Annotated in this window: 21 protein-coding genes; 13 read left to right on the forward strand and 8 right to left on the reverse strand. The window is 65.4% G+C overall.

The annotated features are described in order from the left end of the window. Nucleotides 1–108: 108 nt before the first annotated feature. A complete protein-coding gene (tsaA, locus tag AC0MRV_RS00620) occupies nt 109–792 on the forward strand; it encodes a tRNA (N6-threonylcarbamoyladenosine(37)-N6)-methyltransferase TrmO (protein WP_472762473.1) in 684 nt (227 codons plus the stop codon). A 168-nt stretch (nt 793–960) separates the two neighbouring features. On the opposite strand, the gene AC0MRV_RS00625 is transcribed toward tsaA, so the two are convergent. The 3 genes from AC0MRV_RS00625 to AC0MRV_RS00635 all read right to left on the reverse strand — a co-directional run bounded on the left by AC0MRV_RS00625 (nt 961) and on the right by AC0MRV_RS00635 (nt 4,045). Continuing rightward, nucleotides 961–1,284, reverse strand: coding sequence for a DUF6504 family protein (locus tag AC0MRV_RS00625; protein ID WP_472762474.1), 324 nt, complete (start codon nt 1,282–1,284; stop codon nt 961–963). A 9-nt stretch (nt 1,285–1,293) separates the two neighbouring features. After that, nucleotides 1,294–3,480 carry a cation:proton antiporter domain-containing protein gene (locus AC0MRV_RS00630; protein ID WP_472762475.1) on the reverse strand — a complete coding sequence of 729 codons (2,187 nt, stop codon included), beginning with the start codon at nt 3,478–3,480 and terminating at the stop codon, nt 1,294–1,296. Nucleotides 3,481–3,589: 109 nt separating this feature from the next. After that, a complete protein-coding gene (locus tag AC0MRV_RS00635) occupies nt 3,590–4,045 on the reverse strand; it encodes a DUF1801 domain-containing protein (protein WP_472762476.1) in 456 nt (151 codons plus the stop codon). A 107-nt stretch (nt 4,046–4,152) separates the two neighbouring features. Between AC0MRV_RS00635 and AC0MRV_RS00640 the strand changes: the two genes are divergently transcribed. Both AC0MRV_RS00640 and AC0MRV_RS00645 read left to right on the forward strand, forming a co-directional pair. Continuing rightward, entirely contained in the window at nt 4,153–5,808 is a 1,656-nt protein-coding gene (locus AC0MRV_RS00640) for an RNA polymerase sigma factor (protein WP_472762477.1), read from the forward strand. A 79-nt stretch (nt 5,809–5,887) separates the two neighbouring features. Then, on the forward strand, nt 5,888–7,111 hold the full coding sequence (locus tag AC0MRV_RS00645; protein ID WP_472762478.1) for a hypothetical protein: 1,224 nt from the start codon (nt 5,888–5,890) through the stop codon (nt 7,109–7,111). Here the strand turns inward: AC0MRV_RS00645 and AC0MRV_RS00650 are convergent. Next, nucleotides 7,108–7,284, reverse strand: a complete 177-nt coding sequence (locus AC0MRV_RS00650) for a hypothetical protein (protein ID WP_472762479.1) — start codon at nt 7,282–7,284, stop codon at nt 7,108–7,110. The two genes, AC0MRV_RS00645 and AC0MRV_RS00650, sit on opposite strands and share 4 nt — an antisense overlap. 140 nt (nt 7,285–7,424) lie before the next feature. On the opposite strand from AC0MRV_RS00650, the gene AC0MRV_RS00655 reads away from it, so the two are divergent. The 4 genes from AC0MRV_RS00655 (at nt 7,425) to AC0MRV_RS00670 (ending at nt 9,945) form a co-directional block, all read left to right on the forward strand. Continuing rightward, entirely contained in the window at nt 7,425–7,931 is a 507-nt protein-coding gene (locus tag AC0MRV_RS00655; protein ID WP_472762480.1) for a hypothetical protein, read from the forward strand. A 14-nt stretch (nt 7,932–7,945) separates the two neighbouring features. Next, nucleotides 7,946–8,524, forward strand: coding sequence for an RNA polymerase sigma factor (locus AC0MRV_RS00660; protein WP_472762481.1), 579 nt, complete (start codon nt 7,946–7,948; stop codon nt 8,522–8,524). Continuing rightward, nucleotides 8,521–9,357, forward strand: coding sequence for an anti-sigma factor (locus tag AC0MRV_RS00665; RefSeq protein WP_472762482.1), 837 nt, complete (start codon nt 8,521–8,523; stop codon nt 9,355–9,357). The genes AC0MRV_RS00660 and AC0MRV_RS00665 overlap by 4 nt, the downstream gene beginning before the upstream one ends. Before the next feature lie 111 nt (nt 9,358–9,468). Beyond that, the gene (locus tag AC0MRV_RS00670; protein WP_472762483.1) at nt 9,469–9,945 is read left to right on the forward strand and encodes a VOC family protein; all 477 of its coding nucleotides are present in this window, start codon (nt 9,469–9,471) and stop codon (nt 9,943–9,945) included. A 148-nt stretch (nt 9,946–10,093) separates the two neighbouring features. Here the strand turns inward: AC0MRV_RS00670 and AC0MRV_RS00675 are convergent, their stop codons facing one another. Next, complete coding sequence (locus AC0MRV_RS00675) at nt 10,094–11,623, reverse strand: glycine--tRNA ligase (RefSeq protein ID WP_472762484.1); 1,530 nt, start codon at nt 11,621–11,623, stop codon at nt 10,094–10,096. A gap of 410 nt (nt 11,624–12,033) precedes the next feature. Between AC0MRV_RS00675 and AC0MRV_RS00680 the strand changes: the two genes are divergently transcribed. The 5 genes from AC0MRV_RS00680 to AC0MRV_RS00700 all read left to right on the forward strand — a co-directional run bounded on the left by AC0MRV_RS00680 (nt 12,034) and on the right by AC0MRV_RS00700 (nt 16,674). After that, nucleotides 12,034–13,761 carry a sodium:solute symporter family transporter gene (locus AC0MRV_RS00680; protein ID WP_472762485.1) on the forward strand — a complete coding sequence of 576 codons (1,728 nt, stop codon included), beginning with the start codon at nt 12,034–12,036 and terminating at the stop codon, nt 13,759–13,761. Between the two features lie 86 nt (nt 13,762–13,847). Then, nucleotides 13,848–14,309, forward strand: a complete 462-nt coding sequence (locus tag AC0MRV_RS00685) for a hypothetical protein (RefSeq protein WP_472762486.1) — start codon at nt 13,848–13,850, stop codon at nt 14,307–14,309. A 95-nt stretch (nt 14,310–14,404) separates the two neighbouring features. Beyond that, nucleotides 14,405–14,830 carry a hypothetical protein gene (locus tag AC0MRV_RS00690; protein WP_472762487.1) on the forward strand — a complete coding sequence of 142 codons (426 nt, stop codon included), beginning with the start codon at nt 14,405–14,407 and terminating at the stop codon, nt 14,828–14,830. A gap of 103 nt (nt 14,831–14,933) precedes the next feature. After that, the gene (locus AC0MRV_RS00695) at nt 14,934–15,941 is read left to right on the forward strand and encodes a sensor histidine kinase (RefSeq protein WP_472762488.1); all 1,008 of its coding nucleotides are present in this window, start codon (nt 14,934–14,936) and stop codon (nt 15,939–15,941) included. Nucleotides 15,942–16,008: 67 nt separating this feature from the next. Next, the gene (locus tag AC0MRV_RS00700; protein WP_472762489.1) at nt 16,009–16,674 is read left to right on the forward strand and encodes a trimeric intracellular cation channel family protein; all 666 of its coding nucleotides are present in this window, start codon (nt 16,009–16,011) and stop codon (nt 16,672–16,674) included. 224 nt (nt 16,675–16,898) lie between these two features. On the opposite strand, the gene AC0MRV_RS00705 is transcribed toward AC0MRV_RS00700, so the two are convergent. The 3 genes from AC0MRV_RS00705 to AC0MRV_RS00715 all read right to left on the reverse strand — a co-directional run bounded on the left by AC0MRV_RS00705 (nt 16,899) and on the right by AC0MRV_RS00715 (nt 19,411). After that, nucleotides 16,899–17,042, reverse strand: a complete 144-nt coding sequence (locus AC0MRV_RS00705; protein WP_472762490.1) for a hypothetical protein — start codon at nt 17,040–17,042, stop codon at nt 16,899–16,901. A gap of 58 nt (nt 17,043–17,100) precedes the next feature. Beyond that, on the reverse strand, nt 17,101–17,826 hold the full coding sequence (locus AC0MRV_RS00710) for a sigma-70 family RNA polymerase sigma factor (protein WP_472762491.1): 726 nt from the start codon (nt 17,824–17,826) through the stop codon (nt 17,101–17,103). Nucleotides 17,827–18,289: 463 nt separating this feature from the next. Continuing rightward, on the reverse strand, nt 18,290–19,411 hold the full coding sequence (locus AC0MRV_RS00715; protein WP_472762492.1) for a LacI family DNA-binding transcriptional regulator: 1,122 nt from the start codon (nt 19,409–19,411) through the stop codon (nt 18,290–18,292). A 186-nt stretch (nt 19,412–19,597) separates the two neighbouring features. Between AC0MRV_RS00715 and xylA the strand changes: the two genes are divergently transcribed. Further along, nucleotides 19,598–20,917, forward strand: a complete 1,320-nt coding sequence (xylA, locus tag AC0MRV_RS00720; RefSeq protein ID WP_472762493.1) for a xylose isomerase — start codon at nt 19,598–19,600, stop codon at nt 20,915–20,917. Nucleotides 20,918–20,997: the final 80 nt, after the last annotated feature.

The raw sequence follows: 20,997 nt of genomic DNA on the forward strand, positions 1-20,997 counted from the left end.
TGGGGGCCGACCACGTTGGCATGGGGCGAGGCGGCGACGCAAGCCGCCTGACGAAATCGCGGCGCGCGGGAGCTTGCACCGCGGCCGGGGAGCGCGTGCGGTGGAGGGGTGAGTTTACTGTCGCCCGTCGCCGTCCTTCGCACGCCCTTCGCCGAAAAGTTCGGGGTGCCGCGGCAGTCGGGGATCATCGCGGCGGCGGAGGGGCGGGTGGAGTTTCTGCCGGCGTTTGCGGCACCGGAATTTGTGCGAGGGCTGGAGGCCTTTTCGCACGTGTGGCTGATCACCGGTTTCCATAAGAATGCGGCATGGGACGGCGCAGCCACGGTGCGACCGCCGCGGTTGGGGGGCAATGAGCGCGTGGGGGTGTTCGCTTCGCGCGCGCCGTTGCGGCCCAATGGCCTGGGGCTCTCACTGGTGGAATTGCTCGCGATCGAACCGGGCGCGCTGCGTGTCGGCGGGATCGATTGCGTGGATGGCACCCCGGTCTTCGACATCAAACCGTATCTGCCGTGGTGCGAGGCGAAGCCGGATGCGCGGGCCGATTGGGCCGGATCGAAGCCGACCGTGCGCGACGCGACTGCGGTGTTGCTGGCGGAAGAGGTGGCCGCGATGTTGCCGGCCGAAGTGGCGGCGTTGGCGAAGCAGGTGCTCACGCTGGATGTGCAACCGGCGTATCAGAAGAATGATGACAACGCGGCGCGGGTCTACGGGATGACGCTGGCGGGCTGGAACTTGCGTTGGCGCGCCACCGGCGACGGGCAGGTCGAGGTCATCGAGGCGACGGCCGTTTAGCGGGTTACGCCGGGTTGCCGTTGGTCAGGCCGGGGCCGCCGGTGGTCAATCGGCGTTTGCACGGCCCGGGGCCGAAGTTGGACCGTGCTGTCTCCGCAGATTTCGCGGTCAGTTCCGGGCACCGGGAGTTGTCCGAGCCGGCCGCGATTTCTGCGGCGTTTTGTCGGGTTACTCGGCGAGCGAGTAGAGCCACCAACGTTCCAGGCGCTTGGCGCCGCGGAGGGACCGCTCGAAATACAGTTTGGCGATGGCACCGCTGGTGGTGGTCACCTCGAACCAATGCTTCTTGGCGTAGGTCTCGCCGCTGCCATGGCGGCAGGGGCCGGATTCGCGCCAGTTGGCATCGACGCTCGCGATGGCCAGCGTCTCGCCGCGCCAGGTGAACTGCTGCGGCAGGCCGGGTGCGCCGATCGCCATGGCACGCGTGTCCACCGTCGCCGCGACAGGTTTGATGGCTTCGCTGATGAAACGAGTCGTGGCGGGCGTGGACATGGCGATGGGTCAACCGTGACCGAATTCGCGGGCAATGGCGACCACGGAGCTGAGGTCGTTGCTGGCGAGGAGGGCCTGCCGTTTTTCCGCGATGGAGCAGAGGCGGGCGATTTCGCCGAGGGTGGCAAGATGGCCATCGGCATCGGCATGAGGGCTGAGCACGAGGAAATTGAGGGAGCCGAAGCTGCGATCGCGACCGAGCAGGCAAACCCGGCCGGGCAACTGCGGCGCATACCCATGCGGGACGGCGACGCCGTGGCCGATGCCGAAAGGAAACGACTCGGAGCGGCGTTGGAGGTCGGCGGTGAGTTTCTCGACGTCGAGCTTCGGATAGCTCTTCCGCAGTGCCTCGATGAGTTTGGTGTAGGGTGGCTGCATCTCGCTGTTGGGCAAGTCCACCAAGCCGCCAGCGGCGAGCGCCGAGGCGAGAAAGCTGCCGGACCGGCGCAGGAGCAGGAGGTGGTCGCCTTTCCTGAAATCGGGCTTGGTCGAATTGACCGGCCGCACCTGGCCGTCGCGGGCGAGCAGCAGGGGCATGGTATCGGCAGGCAGCGGGCCCGGCTCCTTGACGGTGAACTCACTGAGCTCGGCCTCGCCGGTTTCGAGTTCGGTGGCGATGAGGCTGGGGCGCGGCAGGGCGGTCCAAATCGTGGTGCCATGGGCGCCGTGCTGCTGGCGGGCCGCCCCATCCACGCTCCAGCGGAACAGGTTGTCGCGCGGCAGAAACTCCGCCCAGCGGTGGCAGGCGAGTTCGTTGAGGTCGGAGTTGCCGGTGAGGGCGAGCAGCTGGCCGGCCTGCACCAGATCGTGGCGGGCAGTCAGGACGTCGGGCTCGAGCGCGTCGCCCTGGATGACGGCGAAATCCTGCTGGCTGCTTCCGACCGAGCTGCGGGGGTTGCGATCGATGAGCACGGTGGGCACGCCCGTCCTCTCACTGAGGAAGCTGGCGATGGGGCGGGCGAGACCATGCGCGCCCAGCAGTATCCAACCTTTGGGGACGGGTTGACGGAGGCGCAGGGCCCAGGCGAGCCCCCCCGCCGTGAAACCCTGCAGCACGACGGTGGTGACGATCACACTGTAGGTGAAGGTCTCAACAAAGTTGGGGTCAAAGGTCGGTGAAGCGCGGTCGGCAAGCGCGAGCGCGAAGAGCGAAGCCATGGAGGCGGCGACGATGCCGCGCGGCGCGACCCAGCCGAGAAAGACCTTTTCGCGCCAATTGAGTCCGGAGCCCCAGGTGCACAACACGATCGAAAGCGGCCGCACCGTGAGCAGCATGACGGAGAGCGCGAGGATGCCACCGTGGCCGAACTCGACGAAGCGGTCGAGGTCGAGGCGGGCCGAGAGCAACATGAAGAGCAGACCAATGAGCAGCTCGGTGAGCTCGCCCTTGAACTCGCGGATCTTGCGCAGGTCGACCGGACGCCGCCAGCCGACCACGAGGCCAGCCACGGTCACCGCAAGCAAACCGGCCTCGGCCTGGACGGTTTCGCTGAGGCCAAAGACGAGCACGGCCAGGGCGAGCGCGAGGCTGTTGGACATGTTGTCGGGCGCCAGCCGCCATTTCAGCGCGAGATAAATGACCCAGCCGCCGATCACGCCAAAGACGAGGCCGGTGACCGCCCGCACGCCGAAGTTCACAAAGGCTTCGCCGCCCTCACCGCTCTGCGCGGTCACCCACTCGAAACAGAGCAGGGCGATGAACACCCCGATCGCGTCGATGAGCACACCCTCCCATTGCAGGATGTGATGCAGGCGCGGCTGGATGCGGATACGTTTGAGGAGCGGCGCGATGACGGTCGGGCCCGTCACGATGACGAGACTGCCGGCGAGCAAGGCGGTGGACCAGTCGACCGGGAAAAACAGCTTCACGATGGCGGCGACGCCGAGCCAGGTGACGATCACGCCGATGCTGAGCAGGCGCTTGATGACGGTCGAGCCAGTGAGGTAGCCCTTGATGTCGAGCGTGAGGCCGCCCTCAAAGAGGATGATGCCGACGGCGAGGGATACGATGACCGGAAGAAACTCGCCGAGCGCCGCGGGTTGCAGGATGCCCCAGCCCTCGGGTCCACAAAGGATGCCGCCCGCCAGCAGAAAAACGAGGGTGGGCAGTTTGAGCCGGCGCGAGACGACGATGAGGATGAGCCCCACGGACAGCGCGAGCGCCAAGGTGAGGAGGGCGTGATGGGAACCGGGCATGAAGTGAGTTGAAAGCGGAGCAAGCGGCAGGCCATGCGGCGCGGGCGGGTGGCGTGCGTCGGAGGGAGGTGCTGACCGAGGATGACCGAAACGGTTCGCGCGCGGCGGGTTATCGTCCGCGTCTGATGCGTTCGCCGATCGGGCGGGAGGCGGCGGGGTGTTTGCGGAGGTGGTAGGAGAACGCCATGGCGATGCAGGTGCGCAGGGCGGTTTCGGGCAGGGGCTTCTGCACGGCCACGTGGATGGCGCGGTTGCCTTCGTAGTGCAGCGAGCCGGTCAGCTGAGCGCGAAAGGTTGCGATCAGCCGGGTCTGGCAATGAACGAACAGGCCGACGTGGTCGGGCCGATCGGGTAGCGCGTCGAGCCGGATCGTGGTGCCGCGATTGGGGTGGACGGGCCGGTAGGCGGGCTGGTTCCATTTGAGTGTTTCGGTCAACGGACCGATGGTGGCGTCGGCGGCGGCGGTCGCGAAGATTAGCTCGCGCAGCTCGAGCAGGCGTGTTCGCAGCGGCTCCGGGTAGGCGTCGAATTTGGCGGCGACGGTGGCTTCAGCAAAGGGGGTCACGGGCGCGGTGGCGGGAGGGGAGCGGAGTCTCGGTCGGGCGGCGAGGGGCGGCAACGCTTGAGGTGGTTAAAAATTTTCTGTCACCTAAGCGGCGGTCCGTGGCCCCTATGGCTGAAGCCACTATTCCGATGCCACCCACCGACACCTCCACCGCCTTTCCTTTCATTCCGGACGAGCACCTCGTCGCCGCCACGCTGGCGGGTGATCCCGAAGCCTTTGCCAAGATCGTAGAGCGCTACCAACGCCTCCTCTGCTCGCTGGCCTATTCCGCCACCGGCCGCCTGAGCCTCAGCGAGGAGCTCGCGCAGGACGCCTTTGTCGAGGCCTGGAACCAACTGCCGCAACTCCGCGAACCGGAGAAGCTGCGGCCCTGGTTGTGCACCATCCTGCGCCGCAAGGTCAGCCGGCTGCATCGCTCCAACGCCCGCCAACCCACGCACGGCGCCGCGCCGCTCGACGAAATCGAGGAGCTGGTGGAGTCGGCCGACGAGGCCGTGGCCGACCAGGCGGTGCGGGCCGAGGAACAGGAATTGTTGTGGAGCGCGTTGGAACGCATCCCGGAAACCTACCGCGAACCTCTCGTGCTGTTTTACCGCGAGCATCAGTCGATTGAACATGTCGCGGTGGCGCTGGAGCTGAGCGAGGACGCGGTCAAACAACGCCTCTCGCGCGGCCGCAAGCTCCTGCAGGAGCGCATGCTGAGCTTTGTCGAGGGAGCGCTGGCGCGCAGCGCGCCGAGCAAGATCTTTACCCTCACCGTGCTGGCCGCGCTGCCGAATCTCGCCACCCCGGCCAAGGCCGCGACCGTAGCCGCCGCGGCGAGCTCGAGCGCGGCCACGGCGGCGAAGGGTGGGGCGCTGGCCAAGACCACGGTAGCGGCGACGATGCTGGCCTCGTTCTCGGGATTGTTCAGTGCCTTCCTCGGCATGCGGGCGGGCCTCGACCGGGCGCGTTCGCCAGCGGAAAAGAAGGCCGTGGTCCGCGTGACGCTCGGTGCGATCGGCGTGATCTTTGCGCTGTTGGGCGTGCTCTACGGGGTGAAGCTGGCGGCGCTCAGCTGGCCGGCGCAGCAGGCCTTTTGGATCTGGGTCGCCCAGGGCGTGGCGGTGGCGTCGGGTGCGATGGTGTTTGCGGGCATGATCCGGGCGATGCGCGAGATGCGTGAATTTCGCACGGCCGAGCGGCTGCGGCATCCTGAGCTCTATGCGGCGAAGCGTGACCAGGCTGGTTCCGCCGCCGGCATCTATCGCAGTCGTCTGACCTTGTTGGGCGTGCCGCTGGTGCATGTGCGTCTGGCGCATCCCGAAGTGGGCGACAAACCGGTGTTTGGCTGGTTTGCCGGCGGCGACCGCGCTTATGGGTTGATCTTTGCGTGGGGCGGGCTGGCGGTGGCGCCGGTGAGTGTGGGGGTGGCGGCGGTGGGCGTGCTGGCGATCGGCAACATCAGCCTCGGCGTGATCTCCCTCGGCACCTTCGCGCTGGGCGGGCTGGCGCTGGGTTGCGCGGTGATCGGCTGGCATACCTTTGCCTGGTTGTCGGCGCTCGGCGTGAGCACGGCACAGAGCGGTGGTTTCGCGGTCGCGGGCGACGCGGCCGCCGGCACGATCGCGGTGGCCCCCCACGCCAACAACACGGCCGCCTACGAGATCCTCGCGAATCTCCACACCGAACAAACCACCCTCGTGCTCCTCGCGCTGATTTCGGTGCTCACCCTCGTGCCGATCGTGGCCTTTGCGAAGATGGTGAAGCAGCGGTTGGGTTGAACAGGCGGTCGGCGGAAACACCGCGTCCACCCCGTGTTCGGCTCGCGTCGGGTGCCCACAGCACCTTAAACCGATCGGCATGGCATGGCGCATCGATGCCGCGGTGGTTCGCGGGGAGCTCGACAACCGGGAGCGCGGTCGCGTGCGGGGGCGCATCTGGTTCGTCGGGCGAAGCGAGCCGGTGGAGCTTGAGCTGGAGGGCAACGCGTGGCGCGACCTCGCGGGACGGGTGTTGCATTTCGTCAATCGCACCCCGCGGCCGCTCGACCTGGACAAGCTGGCGACGAAGCAGGTCGGCGTGGTGGGTGACATCACCGCCTCACGCAAAGTGAAGGTGCCGGACATCCCGCTGGAGCAGATTGGCGAGTATTACGCGGCGAAGAAGCCTTGGCCCTGGCACTGGGGCAACGCGCTCTACTTGGAATGGTTCAGCGAGGCCAATGGGCGCGTGGTGATCGAGACGGTCGACTACGATCTGCACGTGGTGCATGACGTGCACTGGGACATGACCGCGGCGGAGGAGGAGGAACAACGGGCCGCCAATGGGCGCGCGCTGACGACCTTCATGGAGCGGCTGGTGGCGCCAACCGAGGAGGACTTCGAGGAACGTGAAGAGGTGGATGAACGGCCGATGACGGAGGCGGAGGCGGACGCCTTTCAGGCGCGGCAGGATTTGTTGCTGGACCGCATCCAAGCACGGCTGGAGCGCGAAGGGGAGGACGCGGACTATGAGTCGATCTTGGAAGAGGAAATCGAGCGGATGCGCGTCGAGCGCGGCGAGCCCGAGCCGCCGCAGGAGTGGGAAGAGGGCTACGTGGACATGGACGCGCTTTTCGAAGAAGCGGAGGCCGAGCTGGCCAAGGAAGAGGCCAACGATTCCGCCGGGCTCGATGACGACCACCCGCTCGTCGAGCGCGCGGTGGATCTGTTTCGGAGTCTGCGCCAGACAGCGAAGGCCGAGGAATGGTTTCCGGAAAACGCGCAGGCGGAACACCCGGTGCGCGAGTTACTCACCGCGATCATGTGCGTCGGCCCCAAACTCGCGGGAGCGCTCAACAGTGGGCGTTGGCCGCCTCCGCTGGGTGCGTGCGCCCTGGTCATCGTGCGCTTGAAGCGGGCGCATGAATACCTCGACGACGCGCTCACGGCCGTCGAATCCTGTCACGAAGAGAAGCTGCTCGAACCGCGCCTCACCGGCCCGTTGTTGGTCGAGCTGATGGATCTTGCGCACGACATTCGCGAACTCATCGGCGAGCTGCGGGAGCGACTCGACAAGAACGATCCGCAGGGCGCGGCCGATTAGGCCTTTTCCTCGGCCTGTTTGGCGGCGAGGCGGGCGGCTTCCTTTTTGGTGAGTTTTTTCGGCGCGCGTTGGCCGGGTTTGGTGGTGTCCGCCGGGTTGTTTTTGGCGTTCAAGTTCTGAAAGCGCTGCGCGAGTTTATGGTCCTTCACCTCGTAGTGATACTTGATGCCCATGCGCCATGGCACTCTGGGATGGGGTCCGGCGGCAATGTTGAAGTGGCGGTGGCGGGACGCAGGGCCCTGAGAAATCGTTCAATTGCTGCATCCAGCGTGGCGGAATCCTCGTAGAATGAGGTATTCACAACCTTCACGCCATGAACGCCCCTCTGCTTTCCCGTCTGCTTTTTTTGCTCGGCCTGGCCGCCAGCGCTGGTGTTGCCGCCGCCGCTGAACCCTCCGCTCCCGGGGCGCTTTCCCTCGTGGTCGTCACCCCGCTGGCGCAGGACACGGTCGGCGATGGCACCGCCGATGCCGACTTCGATCGACTGGACCTCGCCTTTCGCGACGTGGCCCGACGCCACCAGTGGCCGATCGAGGTCAACGCGGAGCGTTTCTCCGGCGTCGCCTCGGCACATGCCCGCGAACTCCGGATCTTTCTGCAGCCGCTCCGTCGTGATCCGTCCCAGACCTATGTGTTTCGCGCCTGGATGGCGCTCACGGTCGATGGCACCAAACACGACCTTGGCCTCATCACTCACCGGGAGCAATTGCGCTACCGGGAGGACATGAATGACTTCCTCGACAAACTCTTTCGCGGCGCCGCGGAAGCGGCGGCCAAAAAGATCGAGCGCATCCTCTTCCCGACGAGTCCCCGAGCCTGAACGGAAACCCACGCGTGACGCCGGACGCTGACAGTGTCGCCGCCGAGGCCTTCCTGCTCGCCCGTATCGGGGCGGGCGACCGGGCGGCGTTTGGTGATCTCTACGCCCGCTACAGCGCGCCGCTGTTCTCGTTTGCCCTGCGGCTCGTCGGTGATCGCGCCACCGCGGAGGAATTGCTGCAGGATGCCTTCGTCAAAATCTGGCGCTATGCCCGCAGCTACGATCCGGACAAATCGCGACCGTTTACCTGGTCCGTGACGATTCTCCGGCGCACCTGCATCGACCATCTGCGATCCAGTCGGGCCGCGCCGACCTTCGCGCTCCTGCCCGACGAAGTCGCGAACGCCGCCGACCTCGCCACGGCCGAAACAGCCCGCGGCACGGCCGAGGCCCACGAAAACGCCCAGCGCGTTGAACAGGCGCTCGGCCGACTCGGCGGAGACCGGCAACGCGCGCTCGAGCTCGCTCTGTTCTCCGACCTCACTCACAACGAAATCGCGGACCGGCTCGCGCAACCGATCGGCACCGTCAAATCCTGGATTCGCCGCGGACTCCTGGACCTGCGCGCCACCCTCTCGGACACCCAACCATGAACCCGCACCAAGAAGAACTCGCGAGCCTCTACGTGCTCGATCGCCTCGATGACACCGAACGCGCGGCCTTCGAGACGCAGCTGCGCCAGTCCCCTGAACTTGTCGACCTTGTGCGCGAACTGGAGGCCGCGCTCGAGCACGAGGTCCGTTCCCTCCCGCAACATCCACCGCCCGCCGATTTGTTCGCGCGCATCGAATCGCGGCTCGATGGTGAGACGGCGCCGGCACCGGCACCGACATCGCGGGCGCCGTGGCTCGCGTTGGCGCGTTGGGGCATCGCGGCGGTGATTGCCCTCAGCTTGGGCACGCTCGCCGTGCAGTCGCTGCGGCGCTCCGCCGGCGAGGGGGTGCAACCGATGGTGTTGATCGTTGGCCTCGATGCCCAGGGCAGCGTGGTCACCGAGATGCCCTTGCCGGAGTCCGCCCACGCTGGCGACGGAGCCTTCATCCAACTCGCCGCGCTGGCGGAAGACCTGTGGAACAACCCGGCGGAGATCCCGTTTGCGTCGCCGGCGGCCGCGCCGGCGGCCAGTGGCTACGCGCTCTTCGAGCCCATGAGCAACCAAGGTTTCATCGCGATTCGCCATCTGCCGAGTCCGGGGCCGGGGCGGCTGCATTGCCTGTGGATTGTCGATACGGCGACCGGCCGGGTCACCCGGGCGGGCGTCCTGCCGGCGACGCCGGCGACGAGCGGGCTCTACTCGTTTGCGGTCCCCGCGCCACGGGAGGCCAAGCCGGCGCAGCTCAGTTTCTTCGTCACCGCGGAAGACGTCGGGATGGCCAAGGCGACCGAGCCGCACGGAGAGGTCGTGCTCGGCGACCGGCGGACCTGAAACGGTGGCGCGGAGGGGAAGGTTGTCCGGTGGCGGGCCTTTGAAACGTTGAGCTTCCAGCAAGCCTCGTTGGCTCGTGCTTTTATCACCTTTTCCCCTCCGAGTTCTCCCATGAATCACAAGAACACGATTTGCCTCTGGTATGACCAAGACGCCGAAGCGGCCGCCCGCTTTTATGCGGCGACCTTTCCGGACAGCGAAGTGACCGCGGTGCGAACGGCGCCCGGCGACTATCCGAGTGGCCAGGCCGGCGACGTGCTCACGGTCGAGTTCACCGTGCTGGGCATTCCCTGCCTCGGGCTCAACGGTGGCCCGGCCTTTAAGCACTGCGAGGCGTTTTCGTTTCAAGTGGCGACGGAGGACCAGGCGGAAACCGACCGCTACTGGAATGCGATCGTGGGCAACGGCGGTGAAGCAAGCCAATGCGGTTGGTGTCGGGACCGCTGGGGCCTGTCCTGGCAGATCATCCCGCGATCGCTGACCGAGGCCATGGCTGCGGGCGGCGCGGAAGCGCAGCGCGCCTTCGCGGCGATGATGACGATGGGCAAGATCGACGTCGCCGCGATCGAGGCGGCCCGGCGGGGGTGAGGGCGGCGGGCGTTAAAAAGCCGGGGTCGGCGACCCCAGCTACAGTGTGTGGCGAATGAAGCGTTTGCTCAGTAGACCTGCTCGTCGAGCAGGGCGAAGAGCTTCCGCCTTTGTCCCGCAGGGGTGGGACTTCGGCGGACGGGGCGGCTCAGTAGACGTGCTCGTCCAAGAGCTGGAACAGCTCTTGTTCGTTGATGCGGCGTTGAGCCATCGAGTCGCGTTCGCGGAGGGTGAAGGTGTCGCCTTCCTTCTCGATGGTGTCGAAGTCGATGGTGACGCAATACGGCGTGCCGATCTCGTCCTGGCGGCGGTAACGGCGGCCGATGGCGCCGGCTTCGTCATAGAAGACGGCGTAGCGGCGTTGCAGCTTTTGGTAGAGGGCCTTGGCGCGGTCGGTGAGGGCTTCCTTGTTCTTGAGCAGCGGGAGCACGGCCACCTTGACCGGGGCGATCCGCGGGCTGAGGCGCAGCACGGTGCGTTTTTCGGTCTTACCCTTTTCGTCGGTCACGTCCTCTTCGGCGTAGGCGGCGCAGAGCACGGCGAGGAAGATGCGGTCGACGCCGACGGCCGGTTCGATGACGTGCGGGACGAACTTCTTTTTCGTTTCCTCGTCGAAGATCTCCTGCGGCTTGCCGGAGGCGTTGGCGTGTTGGGTGAGGTCGTAGTTGCCGCGGGCGGCGATGCCCCAGAGCTCCTGCACGCCAAAGGGATACTTGAACATGATGTCCGTCGTGCCGCGGGAGTAGAAGGCGAGCTTGGCCTTTTCGTGGTCGTAGAGCGAGAGCATGGACTCGGGCAGGCCGATGGAGACGAGCCAGTCCCAGCACCACTGGATCCAGTCCTTGTGGGCCTTTTCCCAGTCGGCGTCCTCGTGGATAAAATATTCCATCTCCATCTGCTCGAACTCGCGGGAGCGGAAGATGAAGTTGCGCGGGGTAATCTCGTTGCGGAACGACTTGCCGATCTGGGCGATGCCGAAGGGCAGTTTCACGCGGCCGGTGTCGACGACGTTCTTGAAGTCGACGAACATGCCCTGGGCGGTCTCGGGGCGCAGGTAGGAGAGGGACGAGCCGTCGCGCAGCGCGCCGACGTTGGTCTCAAACATCATGTTGAAGGCGCGCGGCGGGGTGAGGCTGCCGGGCTCGCCGGTGGCGGGCGAAGGGATGAGCGGGATCTGCTCGGGGGTGGCCTCGGTGAACTCGACGGCGGTGACGGGAGCGAGGGTGCCTTGGAGGGCCTTCTTGCGCTTAAAGGTTTCGGCGGCGGCCTGGAGGTCGCCGGTGGTGTCTTCGGATTCGAGGGCGGAGACGTAGCCCTTCACCTCACCGTCGATGGTGACGGCGGCGAAGAAGAGTTGGTCGGCGCGGTAGCGTTGTTTGCTGACTTTGCAGTCCACGAGCGGGTCGGTGAAGCCGTCGACGTGGCCCGAGGCCTGCCAGACCTTGGGGTGCATGATGATGGAGGTCTCGATGCCGACGACGTCGTCGCGGCGGCGCACCATGTCGTTCCACCAGCAGTCGCGGATGTTCTTCTTGAGCTCGATGCCGAGCGGGCCGAAGTCGAAGAAGCCATTGTAGCCGCCGTAGATCTCGGACGACTGGAAGACGAAGCCCTTGCGCTTGGCGAGCGACACAATGGCTTCCATGGAGTTGGCGGAGGACTCGGCGGACGTGGACATAAGAGGACAGGACATAGAGATACGGACACACGCCGCTCAAATCCTAAATCCGGCAGGATGAATCGGGAGAAACCACCGATGGGCGGAGGGGCAGGAGGTGTTCAACCACGGATGGACACAGATAAACACGGATCCAACTGCAGTGCGTAGCCGGTAGGCGAAGCCATCCGTGTGCATCCGTGGTAAGAAACCGCTGCCTCACCGGGAGGGGATTGGGTTGGGGATGAGGTGCGTTAGTTGGTGATGGGGCGGGAGTAAGCAAAGCGGGGTTTCGGGGGGTGAAATTTCATCCGCAAAATCGGCGATAAAATGTTGGAAGCTGCTGATAATAATTGTGTTGAGGAACTGCATTTCGCGGGTCAAGGAGAGCGCCTCCACCGTTCGCGGTGGGTTTGCTTTTTCGTCTGCCCATGCACCTGGAATACCTCACCCTGGCCGCCTATTTTGTGTTGTTGATCGTGATTGGCTCCGTGTTCGCACGGTTCAATCGCAACCTGAGTGACTTCGTGCGCGGCGGGGCGCGGGGGACATGGTGGATGGTGGGGACGAGCATGTTGATGGCGGGCATCAGCGCCTTCACGTTTACCGGCAACGGGTCGGCGGTGTTCGCGGCCGGGCCTTCGGCCTTGATCATCTACGCGGCCAACGTGACCGGCTTTATCATCGGCGGCCTGTTTCTGGCGCGGTGGTTGCGGCAGAGCCGGGGTTTCACGTCGGCGGACCTGATTCGGGCGCGATTCGGCCGCGGGGCGGAGCAGTCGATCGTGTTGACCGGCATGGTGCTCAATCCGCTGCAGGCGGCGGTGCAGTTGTGGGCGCTGGCGGTGTTTGTGAGCGCGGTGTTCGGCCTCCCGGTGACCTTCATGATCGTGCTGATCGGCGCCATCGTGCTGGCCTACTCGACCTCGGGTGGCATGTGGGGGGTGATGGCGACCGATGTGGTGCAGGGGGTGATCCTTTACGGGATGACCATCCTGCTGGCGGTGTTGTGCGTGATGGAGGTGGGCGGTATCGGCGGCTTTCTGACGCACTTCGAGGCCCTGCGCGCGGAGGGCAGTTTCGCCTTCATCAAACCGAGCGGGGCCTTTGCCCAGGATAAATACAGCGCGATGTGGTTGGTGGCGATTTTCCTGATCCAGATCGTATCGCAGATCAACCTGAGTGCGGGGAACAAATACCTCGCGGCCAAGGACGGTCGGGAAGCCTCACGGGCGAGTTGGTTTTGCATGGGCCTCATGGCACTGGGGGCGGTGGTGTGGTTCATCCCGCCGATGGTGGCGCGCTTTCTTTACGCCGATCAGGTGCTGGCCTCGCCCTTGGATGATCCGGCGACGACAGCCTATGCGGTGGCGGCGGCCAATGTGCTGCCGAACGGGCTGCTGGGGGTGATGATCGCGGCGATGTTTTCGGCGACGATGAGCAGCATGGACTGGGGGCTGAACACGACGACCGGCATCATCGTGAACAACTTTTGGCTGCCCTTGCGGCGGTGGCGCGGGAAGACGGAGCTGGCCGACGCGGTGCAGCTGCGCCTTTGCCGCACGGTGACCATCGTGCTGGGCGTGGTGATCATGGGGCTGGCGGTGCTGCTGGCGAAGCAGACGCGCATCGTGCTGTTCGACATCTTTTTGGTGATCGGATCGGTGATCGCGGTGCCGCTGACCCTGCCGCTGGTGGTGGGTATTTTTGTCAAGCGACTGCCGGGTTGGCATTATTTTGTGATGGTGGCCGGCGGCTTGATTCCGTCGATCTGGTCGCTGTTGGACGAAAAGTTCAACGGCGTGGCGTGGTCGGTGCAGGAACGCGGGCTGGCGGTGGTGTTCGGCGCGCTGGTGGCGCTGGTGCTGGCGTGGCCCCTGCGCTCGCGGCGTTCGGAGCGCGATCGGCAGCGCGAGGCGGCGTTCTGGGAGCGAGCGGCGACGCCGGTGGATTTTGAACAAGAAGTGGGCGGCAAAATGGACAGCGCGCAGGCGCGCATCACCGGCAACCTGGTGTTGGTGACCGGGGGGCTGTTGCTGGCCTTCCTGCTGGTGCCCAATGCGTGGAGCGGGCGCGTGGCGATCGTGGCCCTGGCGCTGTTTGCGATGGGTTGCGGGCAGGCCCTGCGTTGGGCGGCCGCGCGGTCGGACCGCAGCTGAAGGGGGGGCCGGGCAAATCCGCGATTGCGCGGCGGGCCGGGACGGGCGAGGGTGCGCGTTCGCCTCGGATGGGGCGGGTTGTCGCCATGAAAGTCTCGTTCACCCAGAAGGAATACGCCCGGCTGATGGAGCTGGTTCACCTCGGCATGCGCACGGTCATGGGCCGGCAGGGCGGCGAGTCGCCACACTTCGAGCGCTACGCGGCCATCGAGCAGAAGATCCTGGGACTGGCCGAGGTGTTTGGCTGCAGCGACCTGGTCGATGTGGGCGGCAACGGGCAACTGGTGCCGGCGGCGAAGATGGATGAAGACGAGCGCCTGCGCAAAATGCTGGGCGAGTCCGACAACGACATTTTCTGGCACGAACTGGTCGCGCGGCTCGCCGACCGGGACCTCGGCGTCGAGCAGACCATGGCGGCGCTGGCCGGCAAAGAGGGTCCGCCGATCAACGCCGACGCGCGGCTCAAGGAGATCGAGGACGTTTATTGGGCGGAGTTTGAGAAACACGACCTCGCCCGGGTGCTGGTGATGGCGGCGGGCAAGGGTTGAGCGGCGTGGGCGGACCGGTCCGCCGGTGAAAGGGAAAGGTTGAAGTTTAAGTTCGGGGCCCTGGTGGCCGATGAGAGAAGGGTCTCCATCCCACCATGCCGACTACAGACAACGTCCTTGTGCCGCTGCCCGGTCTCATGTTGCCGCCCGATCTTCCCTGGCGGACCGAGTTTGTGGCGCTGGTGCAGGAGCACCTGATGCGGATGGGTTCGGGGCAGGTTTTTGATCCGCCGCGCTTTTTTGGCTACTATTTCAAGGACGGCGATCCGGTCGCGGTGGCGGGGCCGTGGACGGTGCTGCTCGATCCGGTGCCGCCGCTGATCAATGTGCCGGACTCGCTCGACATGCTCACGCAAGGGCAGTTCGACGTCATGACCAAGGGGGCGGACGAGCCGGACTTCGTGCTCATCCACGACCGTCGTGACGGCGCCTGCTGGCTGTGGCGCTATCGATTCGGGATGCGGTTCGTGATGTCGCAGGATCCCATGTTGGGCGAAGAGAGCGACATGCGCGCAGCGTGAGCGGTCAGGGCGTGGCCCAAAAGGTTTTGAAAACGTCGCATATTTGCGAAAGTTAGGGTTCGTGCTGCTGTCCTGGCACCGGTGACTCGACCCTTCGCCGATAATGAAAGCCCAATCCCGTGCAGTAACCGCGGCCCAAGTCGCGGCGCTCTACCTCTTGGTGGCGGCGCTGTGGATTCTGTTGTCCGATCGTTTCTTCGCCTGGTTGGCCCGCGGCGATACCGCGTGGCTCCAGGCTGCGCAAACCGCCAAAGGGCTGTTTTTTGTCCTGCTGATGACGGGGTTGATTTATTTCGTCGTCGTGCGGCTGCTGCAGGCGGAGGCCCGCTTCAAGCAGATGGAGTCGATGCTGGCGGTGTCGGAGAAGCTGGAGGTGGTGGGCAGCTTCGCGGCGACGACGGCGCACGATCTCAATAATATGCTCATGGTGGTGCGGGGAATGACCGAGTTGGCCAAGCTCGACCACATGAGCGGGCAGCCCCTCAGCGCCGCACGGCTCGAAGAAATCGAAGGCGCCATCGTGCGGGCCAGCGATCTGGTCCGGCGGCTCTCGCTGTTTGTGCGGGGCAGCGCGGAGGAATCGACCGAAGCGGACGCGACCATCCTGCTGCGCAGCTACGAACCGCTGCTGCGGCAGGCGGCCTCGAAGCACTTACGTTTCACCTGTGCGGTGGCCGAGGACCTGGGTTCGGTGCGCGTGCACGCCACGGCGCTGGAGCAGGTATTGCTCAACCTGGTGGTCAACGCGCGCGATGCGCTCGCCGAGCGCTCGGGATCGCAGGTGCACATCGAGGCGGAACGTTGCGAATTGAAGGACCACATGTCGGTGTTCAGCGGGCGCCCGCGCTCGGGGGATTTTGTGCGGATCACGGTGTCCGACAACGGACCTGGGATTCCGCCGGAACAGACGGTGCGGGTCTTCGAACCGTTTTTCACCACCAAGGGGCCGGATGCCGGCACGGGCCTGGGCTTGTCGTCCGTGATGCGCACGATGCAGCAACACGATGGCTGGGTGGCGCTCGAGTCGGAGGTGGGCGTGGGCGCGCGCTTCATGCTCTACCTGCCGGTGATGAAGGACGAGGAGGCGGCCGTGGGCGCCTCGGCCGCCTGATGGCGATCGGCGGTCGGCATTGCCAGCGGCGGCCTCGCGGTTCATTGCGCTGATACTCGTCGCCCCCATGACTCACGCGTCCGTGCTTAATCCTTTTTACCTGCCCATCTGGTTTGAACTGGGCGCCGTGAGCTTGATGTCGCTCACCGGCGGCATCGTGGCGATGAAGCGCGGTTACGACGTCGTCGGTGTGGCGGCGCTGGCCCTCCTGGTCGGACTGGGTGGCGGTCTCATTCGCGACGGCATTTTCATCCAACAAGGTCCACCGGGCGTGGTGACCAATCCGCTCTATATCCAGGGCGCCCTGCTCGGCGCGGCGGTGGGCGCGTTGCTGGGCGACCGGGTGGAGCGCTTCCGGCGCATCATCGCGGGCGTCGACGCACTGGCGCTGGGGGCGTATGCGGCCTTTGGCGTGCAAAAGGCGCTGGGTGCCGGGCTGCCGGTGGCTGCGGCGATCCTGGTGGGCGTGGTCACGGCGGTGGGCGGTGGGCTGTTGCGCGATGTGATCACCAATGAGGAGCCCTTGGTGTTTCGCCCCGGGCAGTTTTACGCCTTGGTGGCCTTGGGCGCATCGGTGCTCTTCGTGGTGTTGACGGTCGAGGTCGGCATGACCCCGACCTGGTCGGCCCTGGTGGTGATCGTGCTCACCTTTGCGTTCCGCATCGCGACGATTGTTTTCAACTGGAAAACCGCGCCGTTGGCCCCGCCCCCGAAAGCGCCGCCGTCGATCTGAGGGGCTTGCCCATATCCGGCATAACAGGGTGAAACACGCGGTCGAGGACGTCCGCGTCCACCTTGTTGTTATTCGGACGTTGGGTGCGGGCGGGCTTCACCACGTCCGGAGGCTGCGGTCCGCCGTGTCCCGGCGGGAAAAAGAAAACCGTGCCGCCTCGCGGGGCGAGAACGGCACGGGTTGGGGGAGGAGAGTCGGGTTTCGCGTCCGACCTCGGGTTCGCCTCAGCTCACGCGCGGGATGTGGTGAGAGGCGGGAGTGGTGGGCGGTGCGGCGTCGTGGCGGGACACAAACTCGGGAGCCACAAAGGCCTCGAGCAGGCGATCCAGCCAGCGCAGCGAGCGTCGCCAGAGTTGAATCTTAAGCATATATCAAAAAGAAGGTTAGGTAAGATTGTCACCCAATAGGTGACAATTTTGGTTTGGCTTAGGCGATGAGGGCATCCCAGAGGACGAGGACTTCGAGGTCAGCGCGGAGGCGCTTTTCGCCGGCTTCGCGGAGCTGGCGGGCGCGTTCGCGGGAGACCCCGAGTTCGCCGCCGATGACGTCGAGCGTGGCGTCCTCGAGGTGGTAGCGACGCACCGCGTAAGCCTGCTTGGGCGGCAGGCGGTCGAGGGCGTCGGTCAACCGGTCCATGAGGTCGCCTTGTTCGGCGTGAACGACCGGGCAGGGCGAGGCCGGGTCGGCGAAGTTTTCATCGAGGATGGGAGCGCCGGCTTCTTCGGCGGCGAGGTCGGCGAGGGCGGCCTCGACTTCGGGGAGGGAGAAGTCGAGGGCTTCGGCGATCTCGAAGGTCGAAGGCGAGCGGCCCAATTCGTGGGTGAGCTCGTGTTCGACCCGCGAGACGGCGCGGGCGCGTTCCCGCCGCCGCCGAGCGAGGGGATCGAGGCGGCGGAGTTCGTCGAGCATGGCGCCGCGAACGCGGACGAAGCAGAAGGCGCGAGCGTCTTCGTGGGTGCCGCTGAAGCGGCCGGCGGCCCGGACGAGGGCTTCCCGGCCGGCCGAGGCGAGGTCATCGCGGTCGACGTGGGCGGGGAGGCGGGGAGCGAGGCCGGAGAGCGCCCGGTCGACGAGGTCCAACAATGCGACCGGGTCAGGCCGTATGGGAGGTTCTTCGGGGGGCGCGGGGCAGAGGGTGCTTGGTGTGATCATGGTGCGAAACGCCCGCCGGAGGGTTTCACGAGGTCCACTTGGTGCTGGGGTGGTCTCGTCCGGAGGTGGGTTTCGCGGGCAAAAATAAACCCACTTCCGGTCGGGAAGTGGGCGGTGTGATCGGCGAGTAAGTTATTCGCTTGGGTTAAGTTACACCACTTCCCGGGTTGTTGCGGCCGTGCTTGGAGGCAGATACGAGTCGGTTGCGACGGGCGCAGAGATCTCGCTGGGTCCAACCAAAGCCGGTCACGGTTTTACCCTTGGTCATCGGGCACATTGCGACCGTCGGCAGCGCGGACATGTTGGTAATGTCAGAGGCGTAGGTCATGAAGGTGCGGAAGAGGAAGGGTTGGGTGGGAAGTTTAAGTGGTGTCGCCGGGGTTTACGGACGGGCCCGGCGGCGAATCAAGGGGGGTATGAAATTTTTTTTCGCCGACGTCGATTTTTTTAATGAGCGCGGGCGTTACGTCGTGGCGACAGCGGTTTTGGCGCGGGTTTTGGCGGCCTTTTTGTGCGGGCAGGTGGCGCCGTCGAACCAGGTGCCTTCGACGTAGGTGGTGGTGGGGATTTCGGGCACGCCGTATTTGTTGTAGTGGAGCTGGCCGGCGAGGATTTCCACGGCGAGTTGGCCGACGACGGCGTGGTTCTGGCGCACGCCGGCGGTGGCGCCGTCGAATTGGTCGAGGAACAGGTCCACGAAGGCGACGTCCTGGGGAATCTTCAGCCCGAGGCTTTCGATGCAGGGGTCGATGAAGGAGCGTTTGCTGAGGATGACGTCGGGTTTGTGCTTTTTGATCCAGGTCTGGAGGGATTTGGCGGGGGCTTCGACATGGGCCTTGCTCTCGGACATCCAGGCCTCGACGGGTTCGGCGTCGGGGAAGATGAACATGGGCACGCGGTCGGACTCGGCGTAGAGGGATTGTTCGGCGAGGAAGCCGGCCGTCCAGAGGTGGTCGACGCTGTGGTCCCAGCCGCGGTGCATGACGCAGCCGATGCGTTGGTAACCGAGCTCGCGGGCGTGGCGCATGGCGAGGCGGATGATGTTGCACTGGTCGTTGGTGACGTTGTGCAGCTCGGGCTGGTGGGGGAAGTAGTCGATTTTGACGGCAGAGAAGGCCGACCAATCGAAGTGCAGGGCGACGTCGGCCTCGCGGCGGTGGGAGGCGATGATGAGGCCGTTGATCCCGCGGGTCTGCAGGATCTTGCTCATGCGGGTGTGGGTGAGGCCGGGCTCGCCCATCCAGAAGTGTTCGAGGTTGAAGCCGAGCTCCTTGGACTTGGCCTGGGCGCCGGCGTAAAACTCCGGGTGGGCGGTGACCTGCTGCCAGCCGAGGCGGGTGCTCCAGTTGGTGAGGTAGGCGAGGGTGGGGGGATTGCGGCGCGCCATGACCTTGCCGCGGTAAGCAACGAGAGCCTGGAGGACGGGGTCGGGCTGGTAACCCAGTTCCTCGGCGATCTTCTGGATGCGCTTGCGGGTGCGTTCCGGGAGGCGCGGGTGGTTGCGCAAGGCGAGGGACACGGTGGTGACGTGCACTTCGGCCTGCTTGGCGATATCGGAAAGGGTGACGCGGCGGGGGGCGGACATGGAAAACGGGACGAGAACGCGAGGCGGGATCGGCTCGGGGTTGACCGAGTGGGGTTCACTGGACCACAGTGCGATTTGTTCCGGAGTCAAATGTTAGTATAGTCGGTGCGTTGAGAGCCCCTCTCCCGCGCCGGTTCATCAACTTTCTGCTCCGGCCCCGAGCAAACCCCTCTCGATCCACCTACCATGAAGTCACGTCACTTTGCGGGCATCCCGCAAATCTCCTACGAAGGTCCCGGCACGGACAACGCGTTGGCCTTCCGTCACTACAATCCCGAAGAAGTGTTCGACGGCAAAACGCTCGAGGAGCACATGCGCTTTTCGATCGCCTACTGGCACACCTTCCGCGGCGTCGGCAGCGACCCCTTCGGCCCGGGCACCATTGTGCGTCCCTGGGAGTCCGGCAAGGACCCCGTCTCCGTCGCCAAGAAGCGCATGGATGCGGCCTTCGAGTTTTTCCAGAAGATCCGCGCCCCTTACTGGTGCTGGCATGACCGCGACATCGCGCCGGAAGGCAGCTCGCTGAAGCAGTCCAACAAGTATCTCGACCAGATCGTCGCCCACGCCAAGAAGCTCCAGAAGCAGACCGGTGTGAAGCTCCTCTGGGGCACGGCCAACCTGTTCAGCAACCCGCGCTTCATGTGTGGTGCGGCCACCAACCCCGACGCCCACGTCTTCGCCTACGCCGCCGCGCAGGTGAAGAAGGCGCTCGAGGCCACCCTCGAGCTCGGCGGTGAGAACTACGTGTTCTGGGGCGGTCGCGAGGGTTACGAGACCCTGCTCAACACCAACCTCAAGCGCGAGCAGGACCACCTGGCGGCCTTCATGCACATGGCGGCCGACTACGCCAAGGAGATCGGTTTCAAGGGCCAGTTCCTCATCGAGCCGAAGCCCCGCGAACCCACCAAACACCAATACGACTTCGACGTCGCCAGCGGCATCGCCTTCCTGCGCACCTACAAGTTGGACAAGATCTTCAAGTTCAACATCGAGACCAACCACGCCACCCTCGCCGGCCACACCTTCGAGCACGAAATCGAAGTCGCCGCGTCGGCCGGCATGCTCGGCTCCATCGATGCGAACACCGGTGACACCCTGCTCGGCTGGGACACCGACCAGTTCTCCACCGACGTCAAGGGCCTCACCCTCGCCATGGTTTCGATCCTGCGCGCCGGCGGCCTCGGCAGCGGCGGTTTCAACTTCGACGCCAAAGTCCGCCGTCCGTCCATCGACAAGGAGGACCTCTTCTACGCCCACATCGGCGGCATGGACGCCTACGCGCTGGCCTTCAAGACGGCCCGCAAGATCCTCGCCGACGGCAAGCTCGATGCCTTCGTCAAGGAGCGCTACAGCAGCTTCGACAAGGGCTTTGGCAAGGACATCGAGAAGAAGAAGGTCGGCTTCAAGGATCTCGAGAAGATCGCCTTCAAGCTCGGCGAGCCGAAGCTCAAGTCCGGCCGTCAGGAGTATCTCGAGAATCTCGTGAACTCCTACCTGCACGGCTAACACGCCGGCCAGTTTTCGAGGGGCGCCCGGAACAGGGCGCCCCTTTTGCCTTTCCGAACGCAGGCCTGCGTCAATAGGCC

This window comes from Actomonas spartinae, from assembly GCF_051209155.1.
Classification (GTDB): domain Bacteria; phylum Verrucomicrobiota; class Verrucomicrobiia; order Opitutales; family Opitutaceae; genus Actomonas.

Bases quoted from the DNA above. Each gene is read 5' to 3' on its own strand.
- AC0MRV_RS00625 (WP_472762474.1), bottom strand. From the start codon at position 1,284: ATGTCCACGCCCGCCACGACTCGTTTCATCAGCGAAGCCATCAAACCT.
- AC0MRV_RS00630 (WP_472762475.1), bottom strand. From the start codon at position 3,480: ATGCCCGGTTCCCATCACGCCCTCCTCACCTTGGCGCTCGCGCTGTCC.
- AC0MRV_RS00640 (WP_472762477.1), top strand. From the start codon at position 4,153: ATGGCTGAAGCCACTATTCCGATGCCACCCACCGACACCTCCACCGCC.
- AC0MRV_RS00645 (WP_472762478.1), top strand. From the start codon at position 5,888: ATGGCATGGCGCATCGATGCCGCGGTGGTTCGCGGGGAGCTCGACAAC.
- AC0MRV_RS00650 (WP_472762479.1), bottom strand. From the start codon at position 7,284: ATGGGCATCAAGTATCACTACGAGGTGAAGGACCATAAACTCGCGCAG.
- AC0MRV_RS00655 (WP_472762480.1), top strand. From the start codon at position 7,425: ATGAACGCCCCTCTGCTTTCCCGTCTGCTTTTTTTGCTCGGCCTGGCC.
- AC0MRV_RS00665 (WP_472762482.1), top strand. From the start codon at position 8,521: ATGAACCCGCACCAAGAAGAACTCGCGAGCCTCTACGTGCTCGATCGC.
- AC0MRV_RS00670 (WP_472762483.1), top strand. From the start codon at position 9,469: ATGAATCACAAGAACACGATTTGCCTCTGGTATGACCAAGACGCCGAA.
- AC0MRV_RS00675 (WP_472762484.1), bottom strand. From the start codon at position 11,623: ATGTCCACGTCCGCCGAGTCCTCCGCCAACTCCATGGAAGCCATTGTG.
- AC0MRV_RS00680 (WP_472762485.1), top strand. From the start codon at position 12,034: ATGCACCTGGAATACCTCACCCTGGCCGCCTATTTTGTGTTGTTGATC.
- AC0MRV_RS00685 (WP_472762486.1), top strand. From the start codon at position 13,848: ATGAAAGTCTCGTTCACCCAGAAGGAATACGCCCGGCTGATGGAGCTG.
- AC0MRV_RS00690 (WP_472762487.1), top strand. From the start codon at position 14,405: ATGCCGACTACAGACAACGTCCTTGTGCCGCTGCCCGGTCTCATGTTG.
- AC0MRV_RS00695 (WP_472762488.1), top strand. From the start codon at position 14,934: ATGAAAGCCCAATCCCGTGCAGTAACCGCGGCCCAAGTCGCGGCGCTC.
- AC0MRV_RS00700 (WP_472762489.1), top strand. From the start codon at position 16,009: ATGACTCACGCGTCCGTGCTTAATCCTTTTTACCTGCCCATCTGGTTT.
- AC0MRV_RS00705 (WP_472762490.1), bottom strand. From the start codon at position 17,042: ATGCTTAAGATTCAACTCTGGCGACGCTCGCTGCGCTGGCTGGATCGC.
- AC0MRV_RS00710 (WP_472762491.1), bottom strand. From the start codon at position 17,826: ATGATCACACCAAGCACCCTCTGCCCCGCGCCCCCCGAAGAACCTCCC.
- AC0MRV_RS00715 (WP_472762492.1), bottom strand. From the start codon at position 19,411: ATGTCCGCCCCCCGCCGCGTCACCCTTTCCGATATCGCCAAGCAGGCC.
- xylA (WP_472762493.1), top strand. From the start codon at position 19,598: ATGAAGTCACGTCACTTTGCGGGCATCCCGCAAATCTCCTACGAAGGT.